General features: G+C 62.6%; 18 protein-coding genes and 2 pseudogenes. 11 read left to right on the plus strand and 9 right to left on the minus strand.

Going from position 1 to position 21,745, the window contains the following annotated elements; genetic code table 11:
* Positions 1-87: 87 nt before the first annotated feature.
* Complete coding sequence (locus K6M89_RS00165; protein ID WP_222137978.1) at positions 88-1,113, minus strand: YeiH family protein; 1,026 nt, start codon at positions 1,111-1,113, stop codon at positions 88-90.
* Between the two features lie 101 nt (positions 1,114-1,214).
* Between K6M89_RS00165 and K6M89_RS00170 the strand changes: the two genes are divergently transcribed.
* On the plus strand, positions 1,215-2,138 hold the full coding sequence (locus tag K6M89_RS00170; protein WP_097580926.1) for a LysR family transcriptional regulator: 924 nt from the start codon (positions 1,215-1,217) through the stop codon (positions 2,136-2,138).
* A gap of 106 nt (positions 2,139-2,244) precedes the next feature.
* On the opposite strand, the pseudogene K6M89_RS00175 reads toward K6M89_RS00170, so the two are convergent.
* From K6M89_RS00175 to K6M89_RS00205, 7 genes and pseudogenes are all read right to left on the minus strand, one after another.
* Positions 2,245-2,632: pseudogene (locus K6M89_RS00175) on the minus strand (GMC oxidoreductase); the annotation flags it as partial.
* 213 nt (positions 2,633-2,845) lie between these two features.
* Positions 2,846-4,033 (minus strand): galactarate dehydratase, encoded by a 1,188-nt coding sequence (locus K6M89_RS00180; RefSeq protein ID WP_097581057.1) that lies wholly within the window; start codon positions 4,031-4,033, stop codon positions 2,846-2,848.
* A 12-nt stretch (positions 4,034-4,045) separates the two neighbouring features.
* Positions 4,046-4,242: pseudogene (locus K6M89_RS00185) on the minus strand (mandelate racemase/muconate lactonizing enzyme family protein); the annotation flags it as partial.
* 32 nt (positions 4,243-4,274) lie between these two features.
* Positions 4,275-5,996, minus strand: coding sequence for an ABC transporter ATP-binding protein (locus K6M89_RS00190; protein WP_097580927.1), 1,722 nt, complete (start codon positions 5,994-5,996; stop codon positions 4,275-4,277).
* A 7-nt stretch (positions 5,997-6,003) separates the two neighbouring features.
* Positions 6,004-7,125: an ABC transporter permease gene (locus tag K6M89_RS00195; RefSeq protein WP_097580928.1), complete on the minus strand. Its 1,122-nt coding sequence runs from the start codon at positions 7,123-7,125 to the stop codon at positions 6,004-6,006.
* A 9-nt stretch (positions 7,126-7,134) separates the two neighbouring features.
* A complete protein-coding gene (locus tag K6M89_RS00200; protein ID WP_097581058.1) occupies positions 7,135-8,121 on the minus strand; it encodes an ABC transporter permease in 987 nt (328 codons plus the stop codon).
* A gap of 114 nt (positions 8,122-8,235) precedes the next feature.
* Positions 8,236-10,176, minus strand: coding sequence for an ABC transporter substrate-binding protein (locus K6M89_RS00205; RefSeq protein ID WP_222137979.1), 1,941 nt, complete (start codon positions 10,174-10,176; stop codon positions 8,236-8,238).
* Between the two features lie 371 nt (positions 10,177-10,547).
* Between K6M89_RS00205 and K6M89_RS00210 the strand changes: the two genes are divergently transcribed.
* From K6M89_RS00210 to K6M89_RS00255, 10 genes are all read left to right on the plus strand, one after another.
* On the plus strand, positions 10,548-11,255 hold the full coding sequence (locus K6M89_RS00210; protein ID WP_222137980.1) for a FadR/GntR family transcriptional regulator: 708 nt from the start codon (positions 10,548-10,550) through the stop codon (positions 11,253-11,255).
* A 20-nt stretch (positions 11,256-11,275) separates the two neighbouring features.
* Positions 11,276-12,106, plus strand: a complete 831-nt coding sequence (locus tag K6M89_RS00215) for an NAD-dependent epimerase/dehydratase family protein (protein ID WP_222137981.1) — start codon at positions 11,276-11,278, stop codon at positions 12,104-12,106.
* Complete coding sequence (locus tag K6M89_RS00220) at positions 12,103-12,990, plus strand: SMP-30/gluconolactonase/LRE family protein (RefSeq protein ID WP_222137982.1); 888 nt, start codon at positions 12,103-12,105, stop codon at positions 12,988-12,990. The genes K6M89_RS00215 and K6M89_RS00220 overlap by 4 nt, the downstream gene beginning before the upstream one ends.
* 22 nt (positions 12,991-13,012) lie before the next feature.
* Positions 13,013-13,963 carry a dihydrodipicolinate synthase family protein gene (locus tag K6M89_RS00225; protein WP_097580933.1) on the plus strand — a complete coding sequence of 317 codons (951 nt, stop codon included), beginning with the start codon at positions 13,013-13,015 and terminating at the stop codon, positions 13,961-13,963.
* Positions 13,964-14,106: 143 nt separating this feature from the next.
* Positions 14,107-15,693 (plus strand): ABC transporter substrate-binding protein, encoded by a 1,587-nt coding sequence (locus K6M89_RS00230; RefSeq protein WP_222137983.1) that lies wholly within the window; start codon positions 14,107-14,109, stop codon positions 15,691-15,693.
* A gap of 5 nt (positions 15,694-15,698) precedes the next feature.
* A complete protein-coding gene (locus K6M89_RS00235) occupies positions 15,699-16,793 on the plus strand; it encodes an ABC transporter permease (RefSeq protein WP_222137984.1) in 1,095 nt (364 codons plus the stop codon).
* Positions 16,794-16,797: 4 nt separating this feature from the next.
* Positions 16,798-17,733, plus strand: a complete 936-nt coding sequence (locus tag K6M89_RS00240) for an ABC transporter permease (RefSeq protein ID WP_222137985.1) — start codon at positions 16,798-16,800, stop codon at positions 17,731-17,733.
* On the plus strand, positions 17,730-18,584 hold the full coding sequence (locus tag K6M89_RS00245; RefSeq protein WP_222137986.1) for an ABC transporter ATP-binding protein: 855 nt from the start codon (positions 17,730-17,732) through the stop codon (positions 18,582-18,584). Before K6M89_RS00240 ends, K6M89_RS00245 begins: the two co-directional genes overlap by 4 nt.
* On the plus strand, positions 18,581-19,324 hold the full coding sequence (locus K6M89_RS00250) for an ABC transporter ATP-binding protein (protein WP_222137987.1): 744 nt from the start codon (positions 18,581-18,583) through the stop codon (positions 19,322-19,324). The genes K6M89_RS00245 and K6M89_RS00250 overlap by 4 nt, the downstream gene beginning before the upstream one ends.
* Before the next feature lie 167 nt (positions 19,325-19,491).
* A complete protein-coding gene (locus K6M89_RS00255; RefSeq protein ID WP_222137988.1) occupies positions 19,492-20,409 on the plus strand; it encodes a DMT family transporter in 918 nt (305 codons plus the stop codon).
* Between the two features lie 2 nt (positions 20,410-20,411).
* On the opposite strand, the gene K6M89_RS00260 is transcribed toward K6M89_RS00255, so the two are convergent.
* On the minus strand, positions 20,412-21,662 hold the full coding sequence (locus K6M89_RS00260; RefSeq protein WP_222137989.1) for a DUF763 domain-containing protein: 1,251 nt from the start codon (positions 21,660-21,662) through the stop codon (positions 20,412-20,414).
* Positions 21,663-21,745 lie beyond the last annotated feature (83 nt).

Below are 21,745 nucleotides of genomic sequence, written 5' to 3' on the forward strand. Positions count from 1 at the left end.
CTTCTCCGTCCTGTATATACAGGCTAGCCGCCGATCGTTTGGAAGGCAACCGGAATCTTTGCCGGTATTTTGGGCAAATCGCCTCGATCAGCGGATGTCAAGCAGGCCGATCAGGCAAAGCCCGAGAGCCCCCAGCGCCAATAGCGACAGCGCCGCTGCGGCGAGGACACGACCGCCGGTATGGCCGACGGATCTGACATCGACGGAGAGGCCCAAAGCGGCCATGGCTGTGACGGTGAAGGCGGAAGAGACCGCCGACATACCCGGCAGCAGCGCCGCCGGGATCGCGTCAAAGGAGCGAAGCGTCACCATGGCTGCAAAACCAAGAATGAACCAGGGTAGAACATGGCGGAGATTGACTGCCGAGCCGCCGGGACGGCGACCATGACCTGCGGCAAGCAGAAGGATGACGGGTCCGAGCATCATCACGCGGATCAGCTTGACCAGTGTGCCCACCTGGGTGCTGACGGCTCCGGCAGAGGCCGTAGCCGCCAATACTTGCGGGAGCGCATAGGCTGTCAGCCCTGCGAAAACGCCATATTGTACGGCGCTCAAGCCCAGGAACAGATGGAGGAGCGGTAGCGTCAGCACTGCCCCGATGCCAAGCAACGCGGTAAAGGCTATCGAAGCGGCGATATCGTTCGGTTTGGCGCCGATCACGGGCGCTGCGGCGGCAATTGCAGAATTGCCGCAGATCGAGTTGCCGCAAGCAACCAAGGTCGCCAGGCTGGCCGACAGCCCGAAGAGCCGCCCGATCAGAAAGCTGCCGGCTAAAGACAGAGCGACCAGAACAGCAATTCCGCCGACAAGCGGCAGCCCGGCCTGCCTGACGGCAGCCGTGCTGAGCGAGGCGCCGAGCAACACGACGGCGATTTCGAGAAGCGTCTTGGCGCAGAAGTGAATGCCGGGAATGAACGTCTGTGAAAGGCAGACCGAAGAGCGCACGGCAATGCCGATCAGAATGGCAAGCACGAGGCTCTCGACCCAGTGCGCGCCGAAAATCATCAGCTGTAACTGCTCAACCAGATGCGCAGCCAGCGTGACCGCGGCACAAAGAACGAGTCCCCGCAGAAAGGTGGGAAACGACAGAGAACGGGAGGCGGAGACCAACATCGGCAAGACCTTGCGGAAGAACTGCACTGTCCCACACGCAATTGTCGAATTCTATTGAATAGTTTAGCATGGTTTATTCTGCAAAATCGAACGATTGAATCATGACGTTTGAACAACTCACCATATTTGTCGCGGTTGCGGAACGCGAACACCTGACTAACGCCGCCTCCGCAATCGGGCTGACGCCGTCGGCCGTCAGTTCGGCCATCCGCAATCTCGAAGCCTCCTACGGCGTCGAGCTTTTCCATCGTGTCGGACGCCGCATAGAGCTGACATACGAAGGACGGGTGTTTCTGGGCGAGGCGAGAGCCACGCTCGCACGCGCAAAAGCCGCAGCACTCGTCTTGTCCGATCTCGGCGGTCTGCAGAAGGGTGAGCTGGTGGTTTTTGCCAGCCAGACGATTGCAAGCTATTGGCTGCCGGCGATGCTTATGCGTTTCAAGATCCGCTATCCGGGCATCGACCTCAAGCTAATGATCGGCAACACGGCCACGGCGGCCAAAGCGGTTCTCGATGGATCGGCCGAAGTCGGTTTCGTCGAAGGCAGCGTTGACGAGCCGGCCCTGCATGTTCAGCCCCTTGCCGAGGACGAACTCCTTATCGTCGTCGGTCCGCGCCATCCCTGGGCGCGTAGCAAACCGATCGCACCGGCGGAGCTGGTTTCAGGCACGAAATGGGTCATGCGGGAAAAAGGGTCCGGAACCCGGTCGGCGTTCGAGGCGGCGATTTCCAATCTCGGCATTGGCCCCGCAGATCTGGCAGTCGCGCTCGAGCTGCCGTCGAACGAGGCCGTCATATCGGCAGCAAGAGAAGGCCTCTGCGCAACGGTCGTTTCCGGCGCCGTGGCCGCGCCACTATTGATGCAAGGGCTGCTGGTAAAAGTGCGCTTTCCCCTGCCCTCCCGCCAATTTGCAATCCTGCGGCACAAACAAAGGCACTCCAGTCGCGCCTCGTTGGCGCTGGAAACGATTTGCCGCGAGGACAAAGCTGCCGAAGTCCAAAATCGGGATGACTGGGCGCTTTAGATCGAGAGCAGTTCAGTTTTCAACGGAAGCGCAGAACCGCTCCATCCCTTTATTTTGTGGGTAATTCTCCGCAAAATCGCTTCGCGCTTTGCCAGGGAAAACCGCTTTACGCCCCGGATAGAATGCCTCCGCAGCCATCGGCAATCATGATTACGGGCGAGTTGGTATTGCCCGACACGATGGTCGGCATGATGGAGGCATCGACCACCCGCAGGTTCGCCACCCGTGAACCCGCAATTGCGGATCGACAACCGCCATCGTGTCGCTGCCCATCTTGCAAGTACCGACCGGCTGGAAGATCGTCGTGGCGATGTCGCCGACACGGCGGATCAACTGGTCACTCTGGCAGTCCGTGCCCGGCAGCATCTCCTGCGGCCGGTATTGCGAATGGCGGCGGCCTCTATCAGCCGGCGAGCATGCCTGACCGATTTCACCGCGACCATCCGCTCGCCGACGGTCGAAAGATAATTCGGGCGGATTTGCAGTGCCAGGGAAGGGGTCGGGGCCGCCAACATGCACTTTCGCCGGCGATTAGTCGCCTGCGCTCAGAGGTAGGCCCTTCGATAACGCTTGCGTATGATAGGTCCTCTGGCATGCGAGACGTTGGAGAAAGCCATGACCACGTATAACGTCGGTGTCGCCTAGCAACCAGGGAAATGGCTGCTGCTATGCGGCAGCAGCCAGTCCCGGTTTTTGGAGCGGCGTCTCTAAGCGAAGGCGTAAGAACCGTCCGGCCGCTTCGGCACACGCCGCTGCCAGTGGATATAGCCTTCCTCCTCCATTGCCTTCTCGTCCATTTCGACGCCCCAGCCGGACCGGTCGGGACGCAGTTCGAGATAGCCGTCCTTCGGCAGATAGGGATCGACGACGTAGCGGGTCTCTCCCTGGCGCTTCTCGACATCGAGGCCGCCATAGACATAGGCCTGGCCCTTCGGCAGCCGGTATTCGAGGATGCGGAAATTCTGCGCCGCGGCCGAAAAATGCACGTTGACCGCCGTCGCCAGCGGCCCCATCGGGTTATGTGGAGCGACACCGACGAAATAGGCTTCGGCGAGCGTGGCGATGCGGCGCATCTCGCTGATGCCGCCGACGACGCAGATATCCGGCTGGATGAGATCGGCGCCCTTGACCTGCAGCAGACGCAGGAATTCGTTCCTGTTGTAGAGCGACTCGCCGGTCGCAAGCGTGCAGTTGAGGCCCTGTTTCAGATCGCCCCAGGCCTCGATATTCTCGGGACGCAGCGGCTCCTCGAAAAACAGCGGATCGTAAGGCGCCAGCGCATTGCCGAGCTGGCGCGCCGCGATCGGCTCGAAAATCTTCGCGTGAGCATCGAAGGCGATCTCGTATTCGTCGTTGACCGTTTCACGCAACGAGCGGAAATAATCCGCCGAGGCCTTCACGACATTGCCCCAGCGATTGGAGTGCATGTCGATCCGCCAGGGGCTGAGCTTGAAGGCGGTGAAACCCCAGCCCTCCTTCAGGCGGTCAAATTCCTCACGGGCGGCCGGCGCATCGGGCGCGGTGTAGACTCCGGCATAGACCTTGATCCGATCACGCACCTCGCCGCCGAGCAGCTTATAGACCGGCACGTTCGCGGCCTTGGCCGCCAGATCCCACAGGCAGTGATCGAGCGCGGAGATCGCGGCAAGGCCGAGCGCGCCCGGCGGGAAGCGGCTTTGCTGGATCAGCAGATTGACCAGATATTCGACGCGCGTCGGGTCCTGGCCGGAGAGAAAGCCGTAGAGATAATCGAGCAGCGGCGGCAGCGCCTTGTCGGGGCCATGATTGTAGCATTCGCCCCAGCCTGTCAGCCCGTCATCGGTATCGAGCGCGACGATCACGCGCGGACGGTCCTTGTCGCGGGTCATGAACACCCGCATGCGGTCGATCTTCATCATTCTGTCCTTCTAGCGATTGAAATAGCTGCGGCGCGCCACGCGCGTCTGCACGTAGACATGTTCGTTGTCGGTTCCGGGATTGTAGGCGCCGGCGGCTTGCGGCACCGAGACATTGCCGCCGCTCGGAAGCGGGCGACGAATTCCTCGTCGATATCGCAGCCCAGCCGTTGGTCGGAAGCCCAGTTCGGGGGATCGGGCTGGCCGACATGCATGAGAAACGTGCGGATTCCGGTGATTTTCATCTCTGAGAACTTCCATTCTTCAGACTATCCGGCGCGACGTAGCGGAAACGCCCGGAATGATCGCGGTCGCGCGGATCGGGGCGCGGGATCGCCGAGATGAGCGCCTGGGTGTAGGCGTGCTCGGGTGTGCGGCAGACCTTCTCCGCATCGCCGATTTCGACGAGCTGGCCTTTGTACATGACGCCGACACGGTCGCACATGTAGCGGATGACGCCGATGTCATGGCTGATGAAGATATAAGCGAGGCCGAGTTCGTCCTGCAGGCGCATCAGGAGATCGAGAACCTGCGAGCGCACGGAGACGTCGAGCGCCGAGGTCGCCTCATCGGCAACGATGACACGCGGATTGAGCGTGATGGCGCGGGCAATGCCGATGCGCTGGCGCTGGCCGCCGGAGAATGCATGCGGATAGCGTTCGCGCGCCCTCGGATCGAGGCCGACTTGCTCCATGAGATGGCAGACGCGCTCGTCCAGCGCCCGCCCCTTTGCAACGCCGTTGACCAGCAACGGCTCGCCGATGATCTGGGAAACGGTCATGCGCGGGTTGAGGGAACCGAACGGATCCTGAAACACCATGCGCAATTCGCGCCGTGCGGCGGCAAGCGTCTGGCCCTTTGCCGTTGCCAGATCGATGACCTCGCCGCCGGCGCGGCGGTAGAGGATCTCGCCGGCAGTCGGATCGAGCAGCCGCATGATCGAACGGCCCATCGTCGTCTTGCCGGATCCGCTTTCGCCGACAATGCCGAGCGTCTCGCCTGGCAGCAGCGAAATGGAAACATCGTCCAGCGCTTTCAATTCGCCGAAATTCATCGACAGATTGCGCAGTTCGAGGATCGGCGCCGCCGTCCTGTCGAGCGGTGCGCGGGCCAGCCGGATTTCGGCCTTCTGCTCCAGCTTCAGCACCGAACCGATCAGCATGCGGGTATAGTCGTCTTTCGGCGCATGAAAGATCTGCTCGACCGGCCCATATTCCTTCGCCACGCCGTTGTGCATCACGAGCACGTCGTCGGCGATCTGCGCCACGACGCCCATGTCATGCGTGATGAAGAGAACGGCCATGCCGTTGGCCTTCTGCAGCCGGGCGATCAGGTCAAGAATTTCGGCCTGCGTCGTCACGTCGAGGGCCGTGGTCGGTTCGTCGGCGATCAGCAGCTGCGGTTTGCAAGCAAGCGCCATGGCAATCATCGCGCGCTGGCGCATGCCGCCGGAATATTGGAACGCATAGCGATCCAGCGCTTTTTCCGGGAAGGGAATCTCGACCTGCTTCAGCAGCGATATGGCCTCCGCCCGCGCCTCCGCCTTGCTCATCCTGGTGTGCAGACGAAGCGCCTCGACGATCTGGTTGCCGACCGTGTGGATCGGCGACAATGACGACATCGGCTCCTGGAAGATCATTGCGATGTCGCGGCCGCGGATCGCCCGGATCTGGCGTCCGCGCGGATTGAGACTGGTCAGATCGGTCGAGCCGCCGTGCCGATCGTTCAGAACGATCGATCCGGCAGCAATACGACCGGGCACATCGACGATCTGCAGGATCGAACGGGCCGTCACGGACTTGCCGGATCCGCTTTCGCCGACGACACAGAGCGTCTTGCCCGGTTCGATCGAGAAGGACAGATCGTTGACGGCGCAAAAGACGCCGGTGCGCAGCGGGAACTCGACCGTCAGATTTTTCACCTGGAGCAGCGGCTTGCCGGCAAGGGATACGATATCGGTCATGCCGGCCTCATTTGTTGTAGGGATCGGCCGCATCGCGCAGGCCGTCGCCGAGAAGGTTGAGCGCCATCACGGCGACCACGACGGCGCAGCCCGGCATGAAGAGCCATGGTGCGGTGGCGATCGAGCGAATGTTCTGGGCCTCGCGCAGAAGCACGCCCCAGGAGATGGTCGGCGGCTGCAGACCGAGCCCCAGGAAGGAGAGAGAGGTTTCGGCAAGGATCATTGCCGGCACCGCCAGCGTGATCGACGCGATGATATGGCTGGCGAAACTCGGCAGCATGTGGCGAAAGATGATGCGCCTTTCGCGAACGCCGTCGAGCCTCGCGGCGGCGACGAATTCCTCGGTGCGCAAGGACAGGAAACGGCCGCGAACGACGCGGGCGAGCTGCGCCCAGCCGGTCAGCGACAGGATGATCGTGATCATCATGTATTGCAGCGTCGCAGGCCAGTCCTGCGGCAGCGCCGCGGCCATCGCCAACCAGATCGGGATCGTCGGCAGCGACAGCACGAAATCGATCACCCGCTGCAGGAAGAAATCGATGCGGCCGCCGTAGTATCCCGAGATGCCGCCGAGCACGATACCGAGCATCAACGAGAAGAAGACGCCGACGAGGCCGATCGACAGGGAGATCTGCGAGCCCTGCACCGTTCGGCTGAAGACATCGCGCCCCAGCCTGTCGGCGCCGAACAGAAGCAGCGGCGTCGTCTTGTCGGGCGAGGCGATCAGATGGATGTTGGTCTTGAACAGGCCGAACACCGAATATTCGTAGCCGCGCCCGAAGAACTGGACGTCGACACGTTTTGTCGTGTCCTCCTTGAAGATGGCCGCCAGCGTTTCCGGATCGCGGGTCAGCTTCATCGGATAATAATGCGGGCCGAAGGAGAACCCGTTCTCGGTGTCGATCAGATGCAATTTCTGCGGCGGATGAAAGGTCGCCCGGGCATTTTGCAGGTTCGGGTCGTTGATGGCGAAGAAACCGGGAACAAGCGCAACAATGTACATCATCACGGTGACGACGAGCGCCACCATGGCCAGCCGATGCCGGCGGAAAGCCCACCATATGAGCTGCCACTGCGATGCGACGGCGGCGCGATCCGGCGGAATATTTGTAACGGTGATGTCGGCCATATCAGGCTCCTATTCCAACCGGATGCGGGGATCGACCAGCGCAAGCAGGATATCGCTGATCAAAGAGCCGATCAGCGTCAGCGCGCAGATCAGCAAAACGAAGGCGCCTGCGAGATACATGTCCTGGGCCATCAGCGCCTGCAGCAACAAGGGTGCTGCCGTCGGCAGGTTGAGAACGATGGCGACGACGACCGAGCCGGAAATGAGGTTGGGCAGCAGCCAGGCGATCGTCGAGATGAACGGATTGAGCGCGATCATCAAAGGATATTTCATCAGCAGCCGGAACTCGGACAGACCCTTTGCCCGTGCCGTCGTCACGTAAGGCTTCGGCAGTTCATCGAGCATGTTGGCGCGCATGACGCGGATGAGGCTCGCCGTCGACGAGACGGCAAGGATGATGACGGGAAGCCAGAGATGCGAGAAGAGATCGACCATCTTGGCGAAGCTCCAGGGCGCATTCTCGTATTCCGGCGAAAACAGCCCGCCGACATCCTGGCCGAATTCGACAGCCGCGACATACATCAGCACCAGCGCCAGCAGGAAGGACGGAACGGCCAGGCCGAAGAAGGTGAAGGCGGTGAAGAAATAGTCGCCGATCGAATATTTGCGCACGGCGGAATAGACGCCGATCGGCAGCGCGATTGCCCAGGTGGCGATCAGGGTCGACAAAGCTAGAACGAGCGTCAGCGCCATACGCTCCCAGATCAGATCCGAAACGGGCTGCTGCCATTCGAAGGAAATGCCGAAATCGCCGCGCGAGAGAATGCCCCACATCCATTTGAAATATTGGATGAGCATCGGATCGCCGAGGCCGAAGCGTTCGCGCAATTGTGCCGCGGTGTTCTGATCGACGATCTCGTTGGAGGCTGCCAGCGTCGCAATATAGGTCGTGACATAATCGCCCGGTGGCAGCTGGATCAGCACGAAAGCCAGGAAGCTGACGGCAAACAGGGATGGAATCATCCATAGGAAGCGTTTGGCGATAAAGACCAGCATGAAGGCGCCTCTTGCATTGAACGCTGCCTGCCGGGCCTTGCCGGCCAGCAGGGCCGGCAAGGGGGAAGGCGACCGAGGAAAGCGCCGTGCCGTCGGTACGGCGCTCAATCAAAATCAGCTCGTGAAGGTGAATTGCTGCGGCATCGCAGGTCCCGGATTGGGCCAGGACCAGCTGTCGGGTTCCTTCTCCGGAACATTGCGCAGATTGTTGCGGATGATGCCGAAGCCGCCGACGGCCAGGCAAAGGCCAACGGTCTCGAATTCCTCTGCCGCGATGTCGAAGATCTGCTTCATGATCGCGCCGCGCTTGTCGAGATCGGCCGTCGAACGCGCTTCGTCGAAAAGCTTCATGCGCTTCTTCTGGCTTTCCGGCGGTTCTTCGCCGCGTGCACCATTGGAGGTGTACCAAAGCGTCCACGGAATGGCGTAACGCGAACCCTGCGGATGGAAGGCGAAGAAATCGCGCGGATCGAGCATCGGATCGAGACCGCCAGGACCCGGCCACACCGCCGCATCATGGGCGTTGTCGTCGCCGCGGGTGTAATAGAGCGCCCGCTCGATCGTGTTGACCTTCATGTCGATACCGATCTGAGCCCAATGCGCCTTGACCAGTTCCAGGGCATCGACGAGGTCGGGATAGAGGGTCGGAATGACGTCGATCGAGAAGAAGACCTTCTGGCCGTCGTGCCGGAGGCGGAAACCGTCGCCGCCCTTCTTATAGCCGGCCTCATCGAGCATCGCGCCGGCTTTGTCGGCGTCAAATTCGGTGAATTGGCGCGCGTATTTCTCGTTATACCACGGATGGGTCGGACGCGGCCCGGCCTGGTAGGGCTCGCTTTGTCCGAAATAGACGATGTCGATAAGCTCCTGGCGATTGATGCCGATCGACAGCGCTTGCCGGAACGACTTGTCCGCAAACATCTTGCGCATGGCAGGATCTTTGTGTGTGATATTGAAGTAGATCTGGCACTGTTGCGAGGCCGAAGGCACGAGCGTCAGCAGCCGATAATCGCCCTTTTCCATGTTCTTGGACAGCGTCGGCTTGTTGGCGAGAACGCTGATATGACGTTCCTGGATGTCGATCTTTCCAGAGATGACGTTCAGCATCAGCGATTCGACGTCCTGCGAGATGCCGAAGTTGATTTCGTCGATATAGGGAAGCTGATTGCCCGCGGTATCGACCTGCCAGAAATACGGATTGCGGGTCATGACGACGCGGGTCGCGCCGCCGGCATAGGGCTCCTTGACAACCCATGGATCGAGTGTCGGCTTGTCGACATTGCCCCACCGCGACGGGATCTCGATGTCGCCGCAGCGGCTGCGGAACAGCTCCGTCCAGCTGGTGACACCCGCCTTCTTCACATCGGCCTCGATGTTGGGATTATATTTCGGCAGGAACTGGCTGCAGTAATGCTTCGGAAAGAGCGTCGGGTGCTGGCCGAGCGGCGTGGCAAGATTTTCCAGATAAAGCGCGTTGGCCGCCGCAAAGGTGAACTTCACCGTGTAATCGTCGATCTTCTCGACGGTGACCGGCTTGCCGGCGACGGCAAGCTGCGCCGGCGTGGCGCTGTAAAGCTCGGTATTCTTGACGCAGTCTTCGATCGCGAAAACGATGTCGTCGGCGGTGAAGGGATGACCGTCGGACCAGCGCACGCCTTCGATCAGATGGAAGGTGAATTGCGTCGCGTCGTCGCTGACCTCCCAGCGTTCGGCGAGGTTCGGCTGGACGGCGGTGAATTCCAGGTTCCAGCGCACGAGGCTCTGGTTGCCGACCATGCGCAGAATGCCGTTATGGTCCGATGAACCGCGCAGGCCGCGCCGCAGCGAACCGCCATAGGTGCCGACATTTTCGAACGGCGTCACCACCATCGGCTTTTTCGGCAAGCGTTCGGCAAGCGGCGGCAGTTTTCCGTCCTTGACGAGCTGCGCCAATGCCGGCGCTTCACCTCCCGGGGCAGCGAAAGCGCGACCGGTGACAGACAGCGCTGCGACGCCGGCCATACCGCCAAGCACGGCGCGGCGGGTGACACCGCGCGACAGAATTTCATTGGGCATCGAGTTCCTCCCTGTTTTAGACCGGCGCAGCTCTTGTACCGGCTGGTGCGGCGGTCTCCCAACCTGCCGTTTCACGCCCTCCTCGGCGCTACGGAGGAAACCATAGCCACGTTCCCAGATGATTACAAGAGTTGACAGATAATTACAGATTCGATAGCGATGCAGCATCAAAACGCCCCGCTCCGGTCCGTTCCGAGGCGGATTATGAGTGAAAAGGCCGCCGATCTGTCATATGCTGTAGCCTGCCACTTTGCGGCGGGAACAGCGTGGCGCCATTTCGGCGCATGGGCGAGAGACATATTCGGAGCCAGCCTGCCGGCTCGAAAGAGCAACGACTGAAATGCCGCGCAGCGGGGGAGAAAAGGACGATAATGACTGTCGATGCCGTTTCCAACAGAGGCGCAACGCGCTTCAGCGACATCATCTACGAGAAGATCGTAGGGATGATCGCGGACGGCACCTTTCCCATAAACGAGCGGCTGCCTTCGGAGACGAAGCTCGCCGGCGATTTCGGCGCGTCGAGACCCGTCGTGCGCGAAGCGCTGGAGCGGCTCAGAACCGACGGCCTCGTCGTCTCGCGCAAGGGTTCGGGCTCTTACGTTCGGCAGCGGCCGGATTCATCGATGCTGACAATGGTTCCGGTCGGCTCGCTGGCAGACGTCCAGCGGTTCTTCGAATTCCGCGCCGGCCTCGAAGCCGAGGCGGCCGAGCTAGCGGCACGCAACTGGCAGCCGGCCGACAAGGAGCGGATAACGGCTGCACTTCTCTCGCTCGAACAATGTCTGCGCAACGGCGAGCTCGGCGCCGAGGAGGACCAGGCCCTCCACGACGCAATTGCGGCGGCGACAGGCAACCAGTTTCACATCAACGTTCGCGAATGGTTCAAGCCGCATTTCGCCATAGGCCATTCCGTGACGCGAAGCCTGAGCCTGAAACGGACGCCGGAGCAGATCCGCAGCGTCCAGGACGAGCATGCGGTGATCGTGGAGGCGATCTTCGCGCGGCGGGAGGCCGAAGCGCATGACGCGATGAAGAAACACATACTGAATGCGCGCGCCCGCATGTTTCAGGGGGTTTGAGCGACAATGGGAGGAAGACGATGAGACGGATCGCCATGACGGGTGCTGCCGGACGCGTCGGGACGCTGCTGCGCCCGTTTCTTCGGCAGCATGTCGAACATCTTCGCTTGATCGACATTCATGAACCTGCGGATTTGGCCGAGAACGAAAGCTTTGTTGGCGCCGATCTGTCAAAGCTCGATGAGGCGACGGCGGCTCTGGCTGGCGTCGAGGGCGTCGTTCATCTCGCCGGTCTTGCAGGCGGCGTCGACATGAACGCGATCTTGCAGGCGAATGTCCTCGGCACCTACAATGTTTACGAGGCTGCCCGGATCAACAAGGTCGAGCGGGTGGTCTACGCCTCCAGCAACCATGCGACCGGTTTTTATCCGCGCGGCCAGATCATTTCGCCACTCGATCCCATGCGACCGGACAGCCCCTACGGGCTTTCCAAATGCTGGGGCGAGCTGGTGGCGGGGCTCTATTACGACACTTCGGGCATCCGTTCTCTTTCCATCCGCATCGGCAATGCCGGCACCTATCCGAACAGCGAGCGATCGATCGCGATCTGGATCAGCGCGCGGGATCTGGCGCAACTCGTGCGGATCGGGTTCAGCCATCCTTCGATCGCCGCAACGGTCGTCTACGGGGTTTCCGATACGGACGAGAAATGGTGGGACAACGGTCTGGCGGCGAGACTCGGCTACCAGCCGCAGGACCGGCCGCGCGATCACGCCCATATCGAGGATGGCGCGGAGGGAGCCGTCGCCCGCGCATTCCAGGGCGGCGGTTTCTGCGAATTCAATCACGACGGCACCATTCGCATGCGCGATGGCGAGGGTCTCGCCAAAAACCCGGAGACGGTCTCGTGACGGCGCCGCGCATCATTGAGCCGAAGATCCGTTCGGTGCTGCAGCAGCCGCTGACGGTCGGTGAATCGCCCGTGTGGGACGAAGAGACCGGTGCTCTCTGGCTTGTCGACATCCTGGCGCCGGCAGTGCTGCGGCTTTCCCCGGAAGGCACGGTCGACCGCTTCGCAATGCCGGCTGCGGTCGGCTGCCTCGGGCTTTGCCGTGACAACAGGCTTGTTGTCGGTCTTCAGACGGGCGTCCATCTCTTCGATCCAGTCTCGGGCGACATCGAGTTTCTTTGCGATCCGACCGGGCGCCACGTCAACGGCCGCCTCAACGACGGCAAGGTCGGTCCGGACGGACACTTCTGGGTCGGCTCGATCAGCGAAGCCAAGCCGCAGATGAATGACGCCGCACTTTTTCGCGTCGGAGCCGATGGCAGCGCGCGCGCCGTCGCGACTGGCCTAACGAGTTCCAACGGCCTCGCCTGGTCGCCGGGCGGCCGGCGGATGTACCACTCCGACAGCCGGCAATGTTTCCTGCAGTCCTTCGACTTCGATCCGGCGACGGGCGAGCTCGGCGAAGCACGCCGGCTTCGCAGCTTCACCGAGGAAGAGGGGCGGCCGGACGGCGCGGCCACCGATCGCGACGGGTTTTACTGGAGCGCCGGCGTCTCTGCCGGCCGTCTCAATCGGATATCGAGCGAAGGCGAGATCGTCGAAATCTATCATCTGCCGGTGGCGGCGCCGACCATGCCATGTTTCGGAGGGCCCGATTTCAGGACGCTCTTCGTCACCAGCCTGTCGACGGACCGTACCGGACGTTTCGAGGCCGGCACGGTCATCGCCTTCGACGTGGATGCGGAGGGCTTGGCGCCGTTCCGCTTCGGCAATCACTCATTTTGATGGAAAGCGAACGGGGAGAAGAATGAGCATCGCAATCATGCGCAAGGCGCTGACAGGCGTGTCGGGCGTTCCCGTCACAGCCTATGACGGAAAAGGCGACGTCGAACCGCGTATCACCGCGCAGGTCTATGGGCGGGTGGCGGCAGCCGGCATTCACAACATCGTCGCCGCCGGCAATACCGGGGAATTCTATGCGCTGACGCCGCAGGAAATCCGGATCGTCCACGAGGCGGCGGTATCGGGCGTCGACGGCAGGGCGCCGGTGACGGCGGCGATCGGCCGGTCGCTGCGCGAGGCGATCGGCATGGCGAGGGATGCGGCGGCGATCGCGGCTTCCGCCGTCATGTCGCACCAGCCCGTCGATCCCTTCGCCGCACCTTCGGCTCAGATCGATTATTTCTGCAATCTCGCCGATGCCTGCGTCCTGCCGCTCATCGCCTATGTCAGGGCCGAAGGCTTTGCGGTCGCCGATATCGTCCGCCTCGCAAACCACGGCAACATTGCCGGTATCAAATTTGCCACAACCGACCTGATGCTGCTGTCGCGCGCGATCCCGGCGGCCGATCCGAACGGTGCGCTCTTCGTCTGCGGGCTGGCGGAGAGCTGGGCGCCGACCTTCACCGCTGCCGGCGCGCGGGGCTTCACTTCCGGCCTCGTCAATGTCGCGCCGAAGCTCTCGCTTGCGGTCCACGATGCGCTCGAAAAAGGCGATTTCGGGCGCGCGAGGGCGATCGTCAACAAGCTCGAACCCTTCGAGCGGATGCGGACCAAATTCCGCAACGGCGCGAATGTCACCGTTGTGAAGGAGGCCGTCACCTATGCCGGCCTCGACGTCGGGCCGGTGCGCGTGCCAGGGCTGCCGCGGCTCGACCAACATGACCGCGAGGAGCTTCATCGATTGCTGGAAGGCTGGGAGGCCGATGGCGACATTCGATCCGACCCGGGCCGGCAGGACGCAAAGGCGGCCGGCTAGAACAGGGCGATTTAGGCCGGTCGGTCTAATTTCGCTTCCGATTAAGAGTTAGGCATGGCGCCGGACCACGCGCTCCCGCTTTTCGGCACCATGCTTTGAGTTCGACACGATTTTGACAAGCGACAGGATTGGGAGGTCTTGAAATGCTGAGACAAGTACTGACGACGATCGCAATCACCGGTGCCCTGATGGCAGCGCAACCCGCTTCGGCGGCATCGCCGCCCAACATGCTGGTCATCGGCACCAATCTCACCGGCATCCGAACACTCGATCCGGCTCAGAACAACGCCCGCACGGTGTCCGAGCTGATCTCGAATCTTTACGACAATCTCGTGCAACTCTCGCCCGACGACCTCAAGACGCTAAAGCCGATGCTTGCGACGAAATGGGAGGTCTCGGCCGACGGTAAGCTCATCACGCTGACCTTGCGCGACGACGCGGTCTTCCAGAGCGGCAACAAGGTCACCGCCGAGGATGCGGCCTGGTCGATCCAGCGCGTCATCAAGATGGGCCAGGTCGGCTCCACCGACGTCGCACTCTGGGGCTTCACGGGCGATAACGTCGAAAAGCTCGTTCGCGCCAAGGACGAGCATACGCTGGAGATCGAGTTGCCGCAGGCGGCGAATACGGATCTCGTTCTCTATTCGCTGGCCGGCTCTTCGATCGGCATCGTCGACAAGAAGACGGTGTTGTCGCATGAGGCAAACGGCGATTTCGGCGGCGCCTGGCTTTCGGCCAATTCCGCCGGCAGCGGTCCGTTCAGCCTGGCGCAGTGGCGTCCGAACGATGTGGCGATCTTCAATGCGCAGCCGAAATACTGGGGCGGCAAGCCGGCCATGGCGCGCGTCGTCGCCCGCCACATCCCGGAGTCCGGCAACCTCCGGCTCCAGCTCGAAGCCGGCGACGTCGATGTCGGCCAGTATGTGGCAAGCGGCGATCTCGATGCGCTCGCCACCAATAAGGACGTGGTGATCGAGAACGTCCCCGGCCTTGGTTTTTACTATATCGCCCTCAACCAGAAGGACCCCGATCTGCAGAAGCCGCAGGTTCGCGAGGCCTTCCAGCATGCCTTCGACTGGAAGGCGATCTCCGGCAACATCATGCGTTATACCGGCTTTCCCTGGCAGTCGATGATCCCGCGCGGGATGATCGGCGCGCCGGAGGAGGCTGCCGTGCGCTATGATTACGACCCCGCCAAGGCCAAGCAGCTGCTGGCGGAGGCCGGATATCCCAACGGCCTGAAGAAAGTGCTCAATCCCTCGGGAGCCCCAACCCTGCCCTTCGCCGAATCGCTGCAGGCGAGTGCGCGCGCCGCCGGTTTCGATCTCGATCTCGTGCCCGGCGAGTTCACGCCGGCCTTCCGCGAGCGCAAATTCGAGGTGCTGCTCGGCAATTCCGGCGCCCGCCTGCCCGATCCCTTCGCTGTCGCCACGCAATATGCCTTCAACCCCGACAATAGCGACGAGGCGCGCCTCGGCAGCTATTATCTCTGGCGCACCGGCATGAAGGTGGACGAGCTCAACACGCTCATTGACCAATCCATGCGGGAACGCGACACGGAAAAGCGCACCGACATCTTCAAGAAGATGGACGGCATCTATGCCGGCATGGCTTCGCCGCTCGTCATCTTCTTCCAGCGAACCGACCCCTATGTCATGCGCGCCAATGTGAAGAATTATCACGGGCACACGACATGGTCGACGCGCTGGCACGATGTGACCAAGGAGTAGAGCGCGTGGCGAGCGCCGATCTGACATCGAAGCGGGAAGGCCGCCGGCCGGGAGGGAGCGGGTTCGCCGAGGCGGCCCCGCACCCTCTGCTGAGCCTGCTGCGGCGGCTGGCGGGACGCGTGGTGGCCGTCGTGACGACGCTGCTCGGCCTGCTCTTCCTGACCTTTTCGATGGGCCGCCTGCTGCCGGCCGACCCGGTGCTTGCTATCACCGGGGCGGAAGTCAGCAAGGAGGTTTACGACCGCGTCTATAACGAGCTCGGCCTCGGGCAGCCGATCTGGATGCAGTTCCTCTCCTATGTCGGCAAGATCGCCACCGGCGATCTCGGCATGTCGGCGACGACAGGCCAGCCGATCCTGACCGATCTGATGACGATCTTTCCTGCCACCATCGAGCTTGCCATCATCGCCATGATCATCGGAGCGATCGTCGGCATTCCCTTGGGCATCACCGCTGCGGTCCGGCGCGGGACGATCATCGACCACATCGCCCGGATCGTCGCCCTTGCCGGTCATTCCATCCCGATCTTTTGGACCGGCCTGATGGCGCTCTTTATCTTTTACGCCAAGCTGAAGCTCGTCGGAGCGTCGGGCCGGGTCGACGTCTTCTACGATGGCCTCGTCACCCCCATGACCGGTTTTCTCTTGATCGATGCGGCGATCGAGGGCCAATGGGACGTGTTTCACAATGCGCTCGGCCATATCATCCTGCCGGCGGCAATCCTCGGCTATTACTCCGTCGCCTATATCAGCCGCATGTCGCGAAGCTTCATGCTGGAGCAGCTCAGCCAGGAATATATCATCACCGCCCGGGCAAAGGGGCTCGGCACCCGCAAGGTCGTCTGGCGCCATGCCTTCCGCAATATCCGCGTGCAGCTCCTGACGATCCTGGCGCTGACCTTCGGCGGCCTGCTTGAAGGCGCGGTGCTGATCGAGACGGTTTTCGGCTGGCCGGGGCTTGGCCAATACCTCACCCGCGGGCTGCAGATGAACGACATGAACGTCGTGATGGGCTCGGTGCTGACGACCGGCGCCGTCTTCCTGACGATCAACATCCTGTCCGACGTCCTCTATCGCATCCTTGATCCGAGAACACGGTGACGCCATGACGATCTCCACCGAAGACGCAGACACCACCCATGCCGGCGGCTTTCGCAACTGGCTGCACGCGTCCGAGCCTCAGGGCTGGTTCCAGTCGTCGGCGCAGCAGATCCATCAGGGCTGGCAGAAATTCAGCCTTCACCCGCTCGGCCTTGCCGGCCTCGTCATCATCGTGCTGCTGATCGTCGTGGCGACGGCGGCTCCCCTGCTCACGAGCTACGATCCGATCGTTCAGGACATGGCGGGGCGGCTTGCGCCGCCTTCCGCGGAACATTGGCTCGGCACGGACAATTTCGGCCGTGACGTCTTTGCGCGCGTGATCTACGGCGCCCGCACGACGCTCTACATCATCATGCTGGTCACGATCATCGTCGCGCCGCTCGGCCTGCTGATCGGCACCTTCTCCGGCTATTTCGGCGGCATCATCGACGAGATCCTGATGCGCATCACCGATATCTTCCTCTCCTTCCCCGGGCTGGTGCTGGCGCTCGGCTTTGCCGCCGCTCTCGGCCCCGGCATCACCAATGCGATCATCGCCATTTCGCTGACGGCCTGGCCACCGATCGCGCGGCTGGCGCGGGCCGAAACGCTCAGCCTGCGCAAGGCGGATTATATCGCCGCCGTGCGCCTGCAGGGCGCGACCTCGATCGCGATCATCACCCGCCACATCCTGCCCATGTGCATTCCCTCGGTGATCGTGCGCGTCACGCTCAATATGGCCGGCATCATCATCACGGCCGCGGGTCTCGGCTTCCTTGGCCTCGGCGCACAGCCGCCATGGCCGGAATGGGGTTCGATGGCCGCCAGCGGCCGCGAATTCATGCTCGACAGCCCCTGGGTGATCGCCGCGCCCGGCATCGCCATCGCGCTCGTCAGCCTCGCCTTCAACCTCGTCGGCGATGCGCTGCGCGACGTGCTCGACCCGAGAGGTTCGGAATGACGCAGCCCCTGATCGATATCCGCAACCTCGAAATCGCCTATGGCGGCGGCCACATGCGCGCAGTGCGCGGCGTGAGCTTTACGCTCGGTCAGGAAAAGCTCGGCATCGTCGGCGAATCCGGATCGGGCAAATCCACCGTCGGCCGGGCAATCATGAAACTGCTGCCGCCGACCGCCATGATCAGCGCCGAGCGGATGCGCTTTCACGACCTGGATCTCCTCAAGGCGAACGAGCGGACGATGATGACGATCCGCGGACGGCGGATCGGCCTCATCCTGCAGGACCCGAAATATTCGCTCAATCCTGTCATGCGGATCGGCGAACAGATTGCCGAGACCTACCGCTTCCATCATCCCAAGGTGAGCGCGAAAAAGACCTACGCCCAGGCGCTCGACATGCTCGAAGCTGTCCAGATCCGCGATCCCGAGCGCGTCGCCCGCCTCTATCCGCACGAAATATCCGGCGGGATGGGCCAGCGCGTGATGATTGCCATGATGCTGATCGCCGAACCGGAGGTGCTGATCGCCGATGAGCCGACCTCGGCGCTTGACGTCACGGTAAGGCTGGAGATCCTGGCGCTGCTCGACGAACTCGTTTCACGCCGCAATCTCGGCCTGATCTTCATCAGCCACGACCTCAACCTCATCCGCAATTTCTGCGATCGCGTCCTCATCATGTATGCCGGCCGCGTCGTGGAAGTGCTGGAGGCACGCGATCTCGACAAGGCCAGACACCCCTATACGCAGGGACTGCTGGCATCGCTGCCGACGATCGAGAATCCGCCCGCCCGGCTGCCGATCCTGAAGCGCGATCCCGCCTGGCTGAATGACCTCGCGGAGACGCAGCGATGATCCGGATCGACAATCTCACCATCCGCTTCGGGCACGGCCAGCGGCCTGTCGTCAAAGACGTAAACCTTGCCATCGAGAGCGGCACGGCGTTCGGCTTGGTCGGCGAATCCGGCTGCGGCAAGTCCACGGTTCTTCGGGCACTTTCCGGCCTCAACGCCAACTATGACGGCCGGATCGCCCTCAATGGCGAGCCGCTGGAGCGCCAGCGCAGCCGGCCGTTCTATCGGCGGGTGCAGATGGTGTTCCAGGACCCTTATGGATCGCTCCATCCGCGCAAGACCATCCGCTCGCAGCTGCAAGAGCCGCTGCGCAACCAGGGCTTGGACCGAAATTCCGTCGATGTGAACGTCGTGCTTCGTTCGGTCGGCCTCGACCCGGCGCTCAGCTACCGCTTTCCGCATCAGCTCTCCGGCGGGCAGCGGCAGCGCGTGGCCATCGCCCGCGCCCTGATGCTGAACCCCGACGTCCTGCTCCTCGACGAGCCGACCTCCGCACTCGACGTCTCCGTCCAGGCCGAAATCCTCAATCTGCTGCAGGACCTGCGCAAGGAGCGCGGCCTCACCTATCTCCTCGTCAGCCACGATCTCGCCGTCGTCTCCCACATGTGCAGCCGTGTCGCGATCATGGAAGCCGGCGAGATCGTCGAACAGGTCGATATCGAGGCCTTGCGAAGGGGCGCGGTCGAACATCCCTATTCGCAACGCCTGCTGCGGGCGAGCAGGATGTATGGCAGGGGTTAGCTCCCCCTCTAGCCAAAAGACGGCTTGCAGTCCCAATTGCGACCGTTTCGCTCGACGATGCCGGCCGCCCACCATCTGTACACCAGTGAACACTTGACATCGGCCCTGTTAAGGTCGAAGCCGCATTCGGCCGCGCATGCGCGGCCGTTTGTGCGAGGATTCCGGGAATGAAGACCAAAGCGGCCGTCGCCAATACAGGAAACCTGATCATGACGGGCGTCGTGCTGATGCTGCTCGGCGATCTGCTGTTTGCGCTGAACGATGCGATGGGCAAGTGGCTGATGACGAGCTTCGCCGTCGGCCAGGTGCTGGTGATCCGCTCGCTCGGCGCTTTCATCGTGCTCGGACCGATGATCGCACGGCAAGGGCCGATGGCCTTGTTCCGCGTCGAGCAGAAAGGCCTCCAGTTCATGCGGGTGGCCATGGCGACCGGCGATGTCGCCCTGTTCTATGCCGCCGTCGCCTATCTGCCGCTCGCAGACGTCATGACCTTCTATATGGCCGGGCCGATCTACATAGCGGCACTCTCGCATTTCTTTCTCGGGGAAAAGATCGGCTGGCGGCGGTGGCTCGCCGTTCTGGTCGGCTTCGCAGGCGTCGTCATTGCGCTGCGCCCCTCGACGGCGATGCTGTCGCTTCCCTCCCTCTTCGGCCTTGCGGGCAGCTTTTCCTTCGCGCTCTCGCTGGTCATGAGCCGCTATCTGCGCTCCACCAGCGACACGACGCTGGTGACATGGCAGACCGTCGCCGCCCTTGTCACCGGCATCGCCTTGAGCATCGGCCACTGGCAGCCGGCAACACCGGTCGATTGGTCGGGCATGCTGCTGCTTGGGATCGTCGCCACCTGCGCGCATCTGCTCATCACCCGCTCGCTGAAGCTCGCACCGGCATCGCTGCTGGCGCCCCTGCAATACACACTGCTGCTCTGGGCGATCGTGCTCGGCTACATTTTCTTCAACGATATTCCCGACACGCAGATCGTCATCGGCGCCGCCATCATCGTCTTTGCCGGGCTCTTCATCTTCCATCGGAAGAACCTGAAGGAGACGGTGCCGGCCGAAGCCGTCCCGCCCGACGGGCACTGAAATCAATCGTCCGGGGCCGGTGGCGCTTCCCAGCCGAAGACGCTGCGGCCGCCGAAATCGGCGGATTGACGGAACTCGCCGGCGATGATCTCCTTGAGGTCTGGGCCGGTCACGTAGCGTTCCATCTGCCGGGCCTGTTCGTCGAGGCGCTTCAGCGCCTGCAACTCCTCCTCCCGTCCAAGCTTGCCCTTCAGCACCGCCGATTTCATCACGCCGATCGTCTCGTCATAGACCTTGAGCGGGACAGGGAACGGGTGACGGTCCTTGCCGCCATGGGCGATCGAGAAGCGCGCCGGGTCGGAGAAACGGCAGGGCGCACCGTGGACGACCTCCGCCACCATCGCCAGCGCCTTCACCGTGCGAGCGCCGACACCGGGAACGAGCAGCAGTTCCTGAAAATCCGTCGGTCCGCGATCGGCCGCCGCGGCGAGATTTCCATGCAGGCGGCGCATATTGACATCGCTCTCGCGGACATCGTGATGGGCGGGCATGATCAGGTGCGGCAGCATCGGCTGTTCGGCCGGCTCGGGCTCCGGTTGCTCGGCGCGTTGCAGCGCGGCCGCCTCGCGGACGATCCTGTCGGGACCGAGGGTGGCCAGCAGATCGAGCTGCCCGCGCCGCGAGCGCTCGGCGCGCTTGTCGGCGAGATTGACGATCTCGCCCTGGCTGCGTCCTTCGATTGCCGCATGCGGCGAGTCGACGAAACTTTCGAGCCCTTCCGACAGCCAGTGGTAGCGGCGGGCCTGCCGCCGGTCGCCGTTCATGCCCTGCTGCACGACCACCCAATGACCGTCATCGGCGACAATGAAACCGTGAAGATAAAGGTCGAACCCATCCTGAAGGGCGGCACTGTCGACCTTGGCGATCAGACGGCTGGTCGTCGCCAGCCCCTCCCCGTCAAGGCCGACGCGCTCGCCGATCGAGACGAGCTCCTGCGGTGTCTTGCGCGAGTGCTGGCCGCGTCCGCCGCAGACATGCAGTCCGAGTTCGCCGGCGCGCGGTTTCAGCCCGCGCTTCAAGGCGCCGAGAACGCTTGTGGTGATGCCGGAGGAATGCCAGTCCATGCCCATGACGGCACCGAAGGACTGGAACCAGAAAGGGTGAGCGAGCCGGCGCAGAAACTCATCGCGACCGTAATGATGAACGATCGCCTCGGTGATCAGCGCGCCGAGCCGCGTCATCCGGTCGCCGAGCCAATGCGGCACGCGTCCCCCATGAAGGGGAAGATCGGCGCTGCCTGCTCGCTGTGACATTTCTTTTCCTTACATTTTCCCTCGCCGGCTGCGATCGGGAACTCGGGAAACTCCCGGGCGTTTGCTTTCAGTCGAAAGGCCGA

It is taken from the genome of Rhizobium croatiense, assembly GCF_019793465.1.
In the GTDB taxonomy this organism is placed as follows: domain Bacteria; phylum Pseudomonadota; class Alphaproteobacteria; order Rhizobiales; family Rhizobiaceae; genus Rhizobium; species Rhizobium croatiense.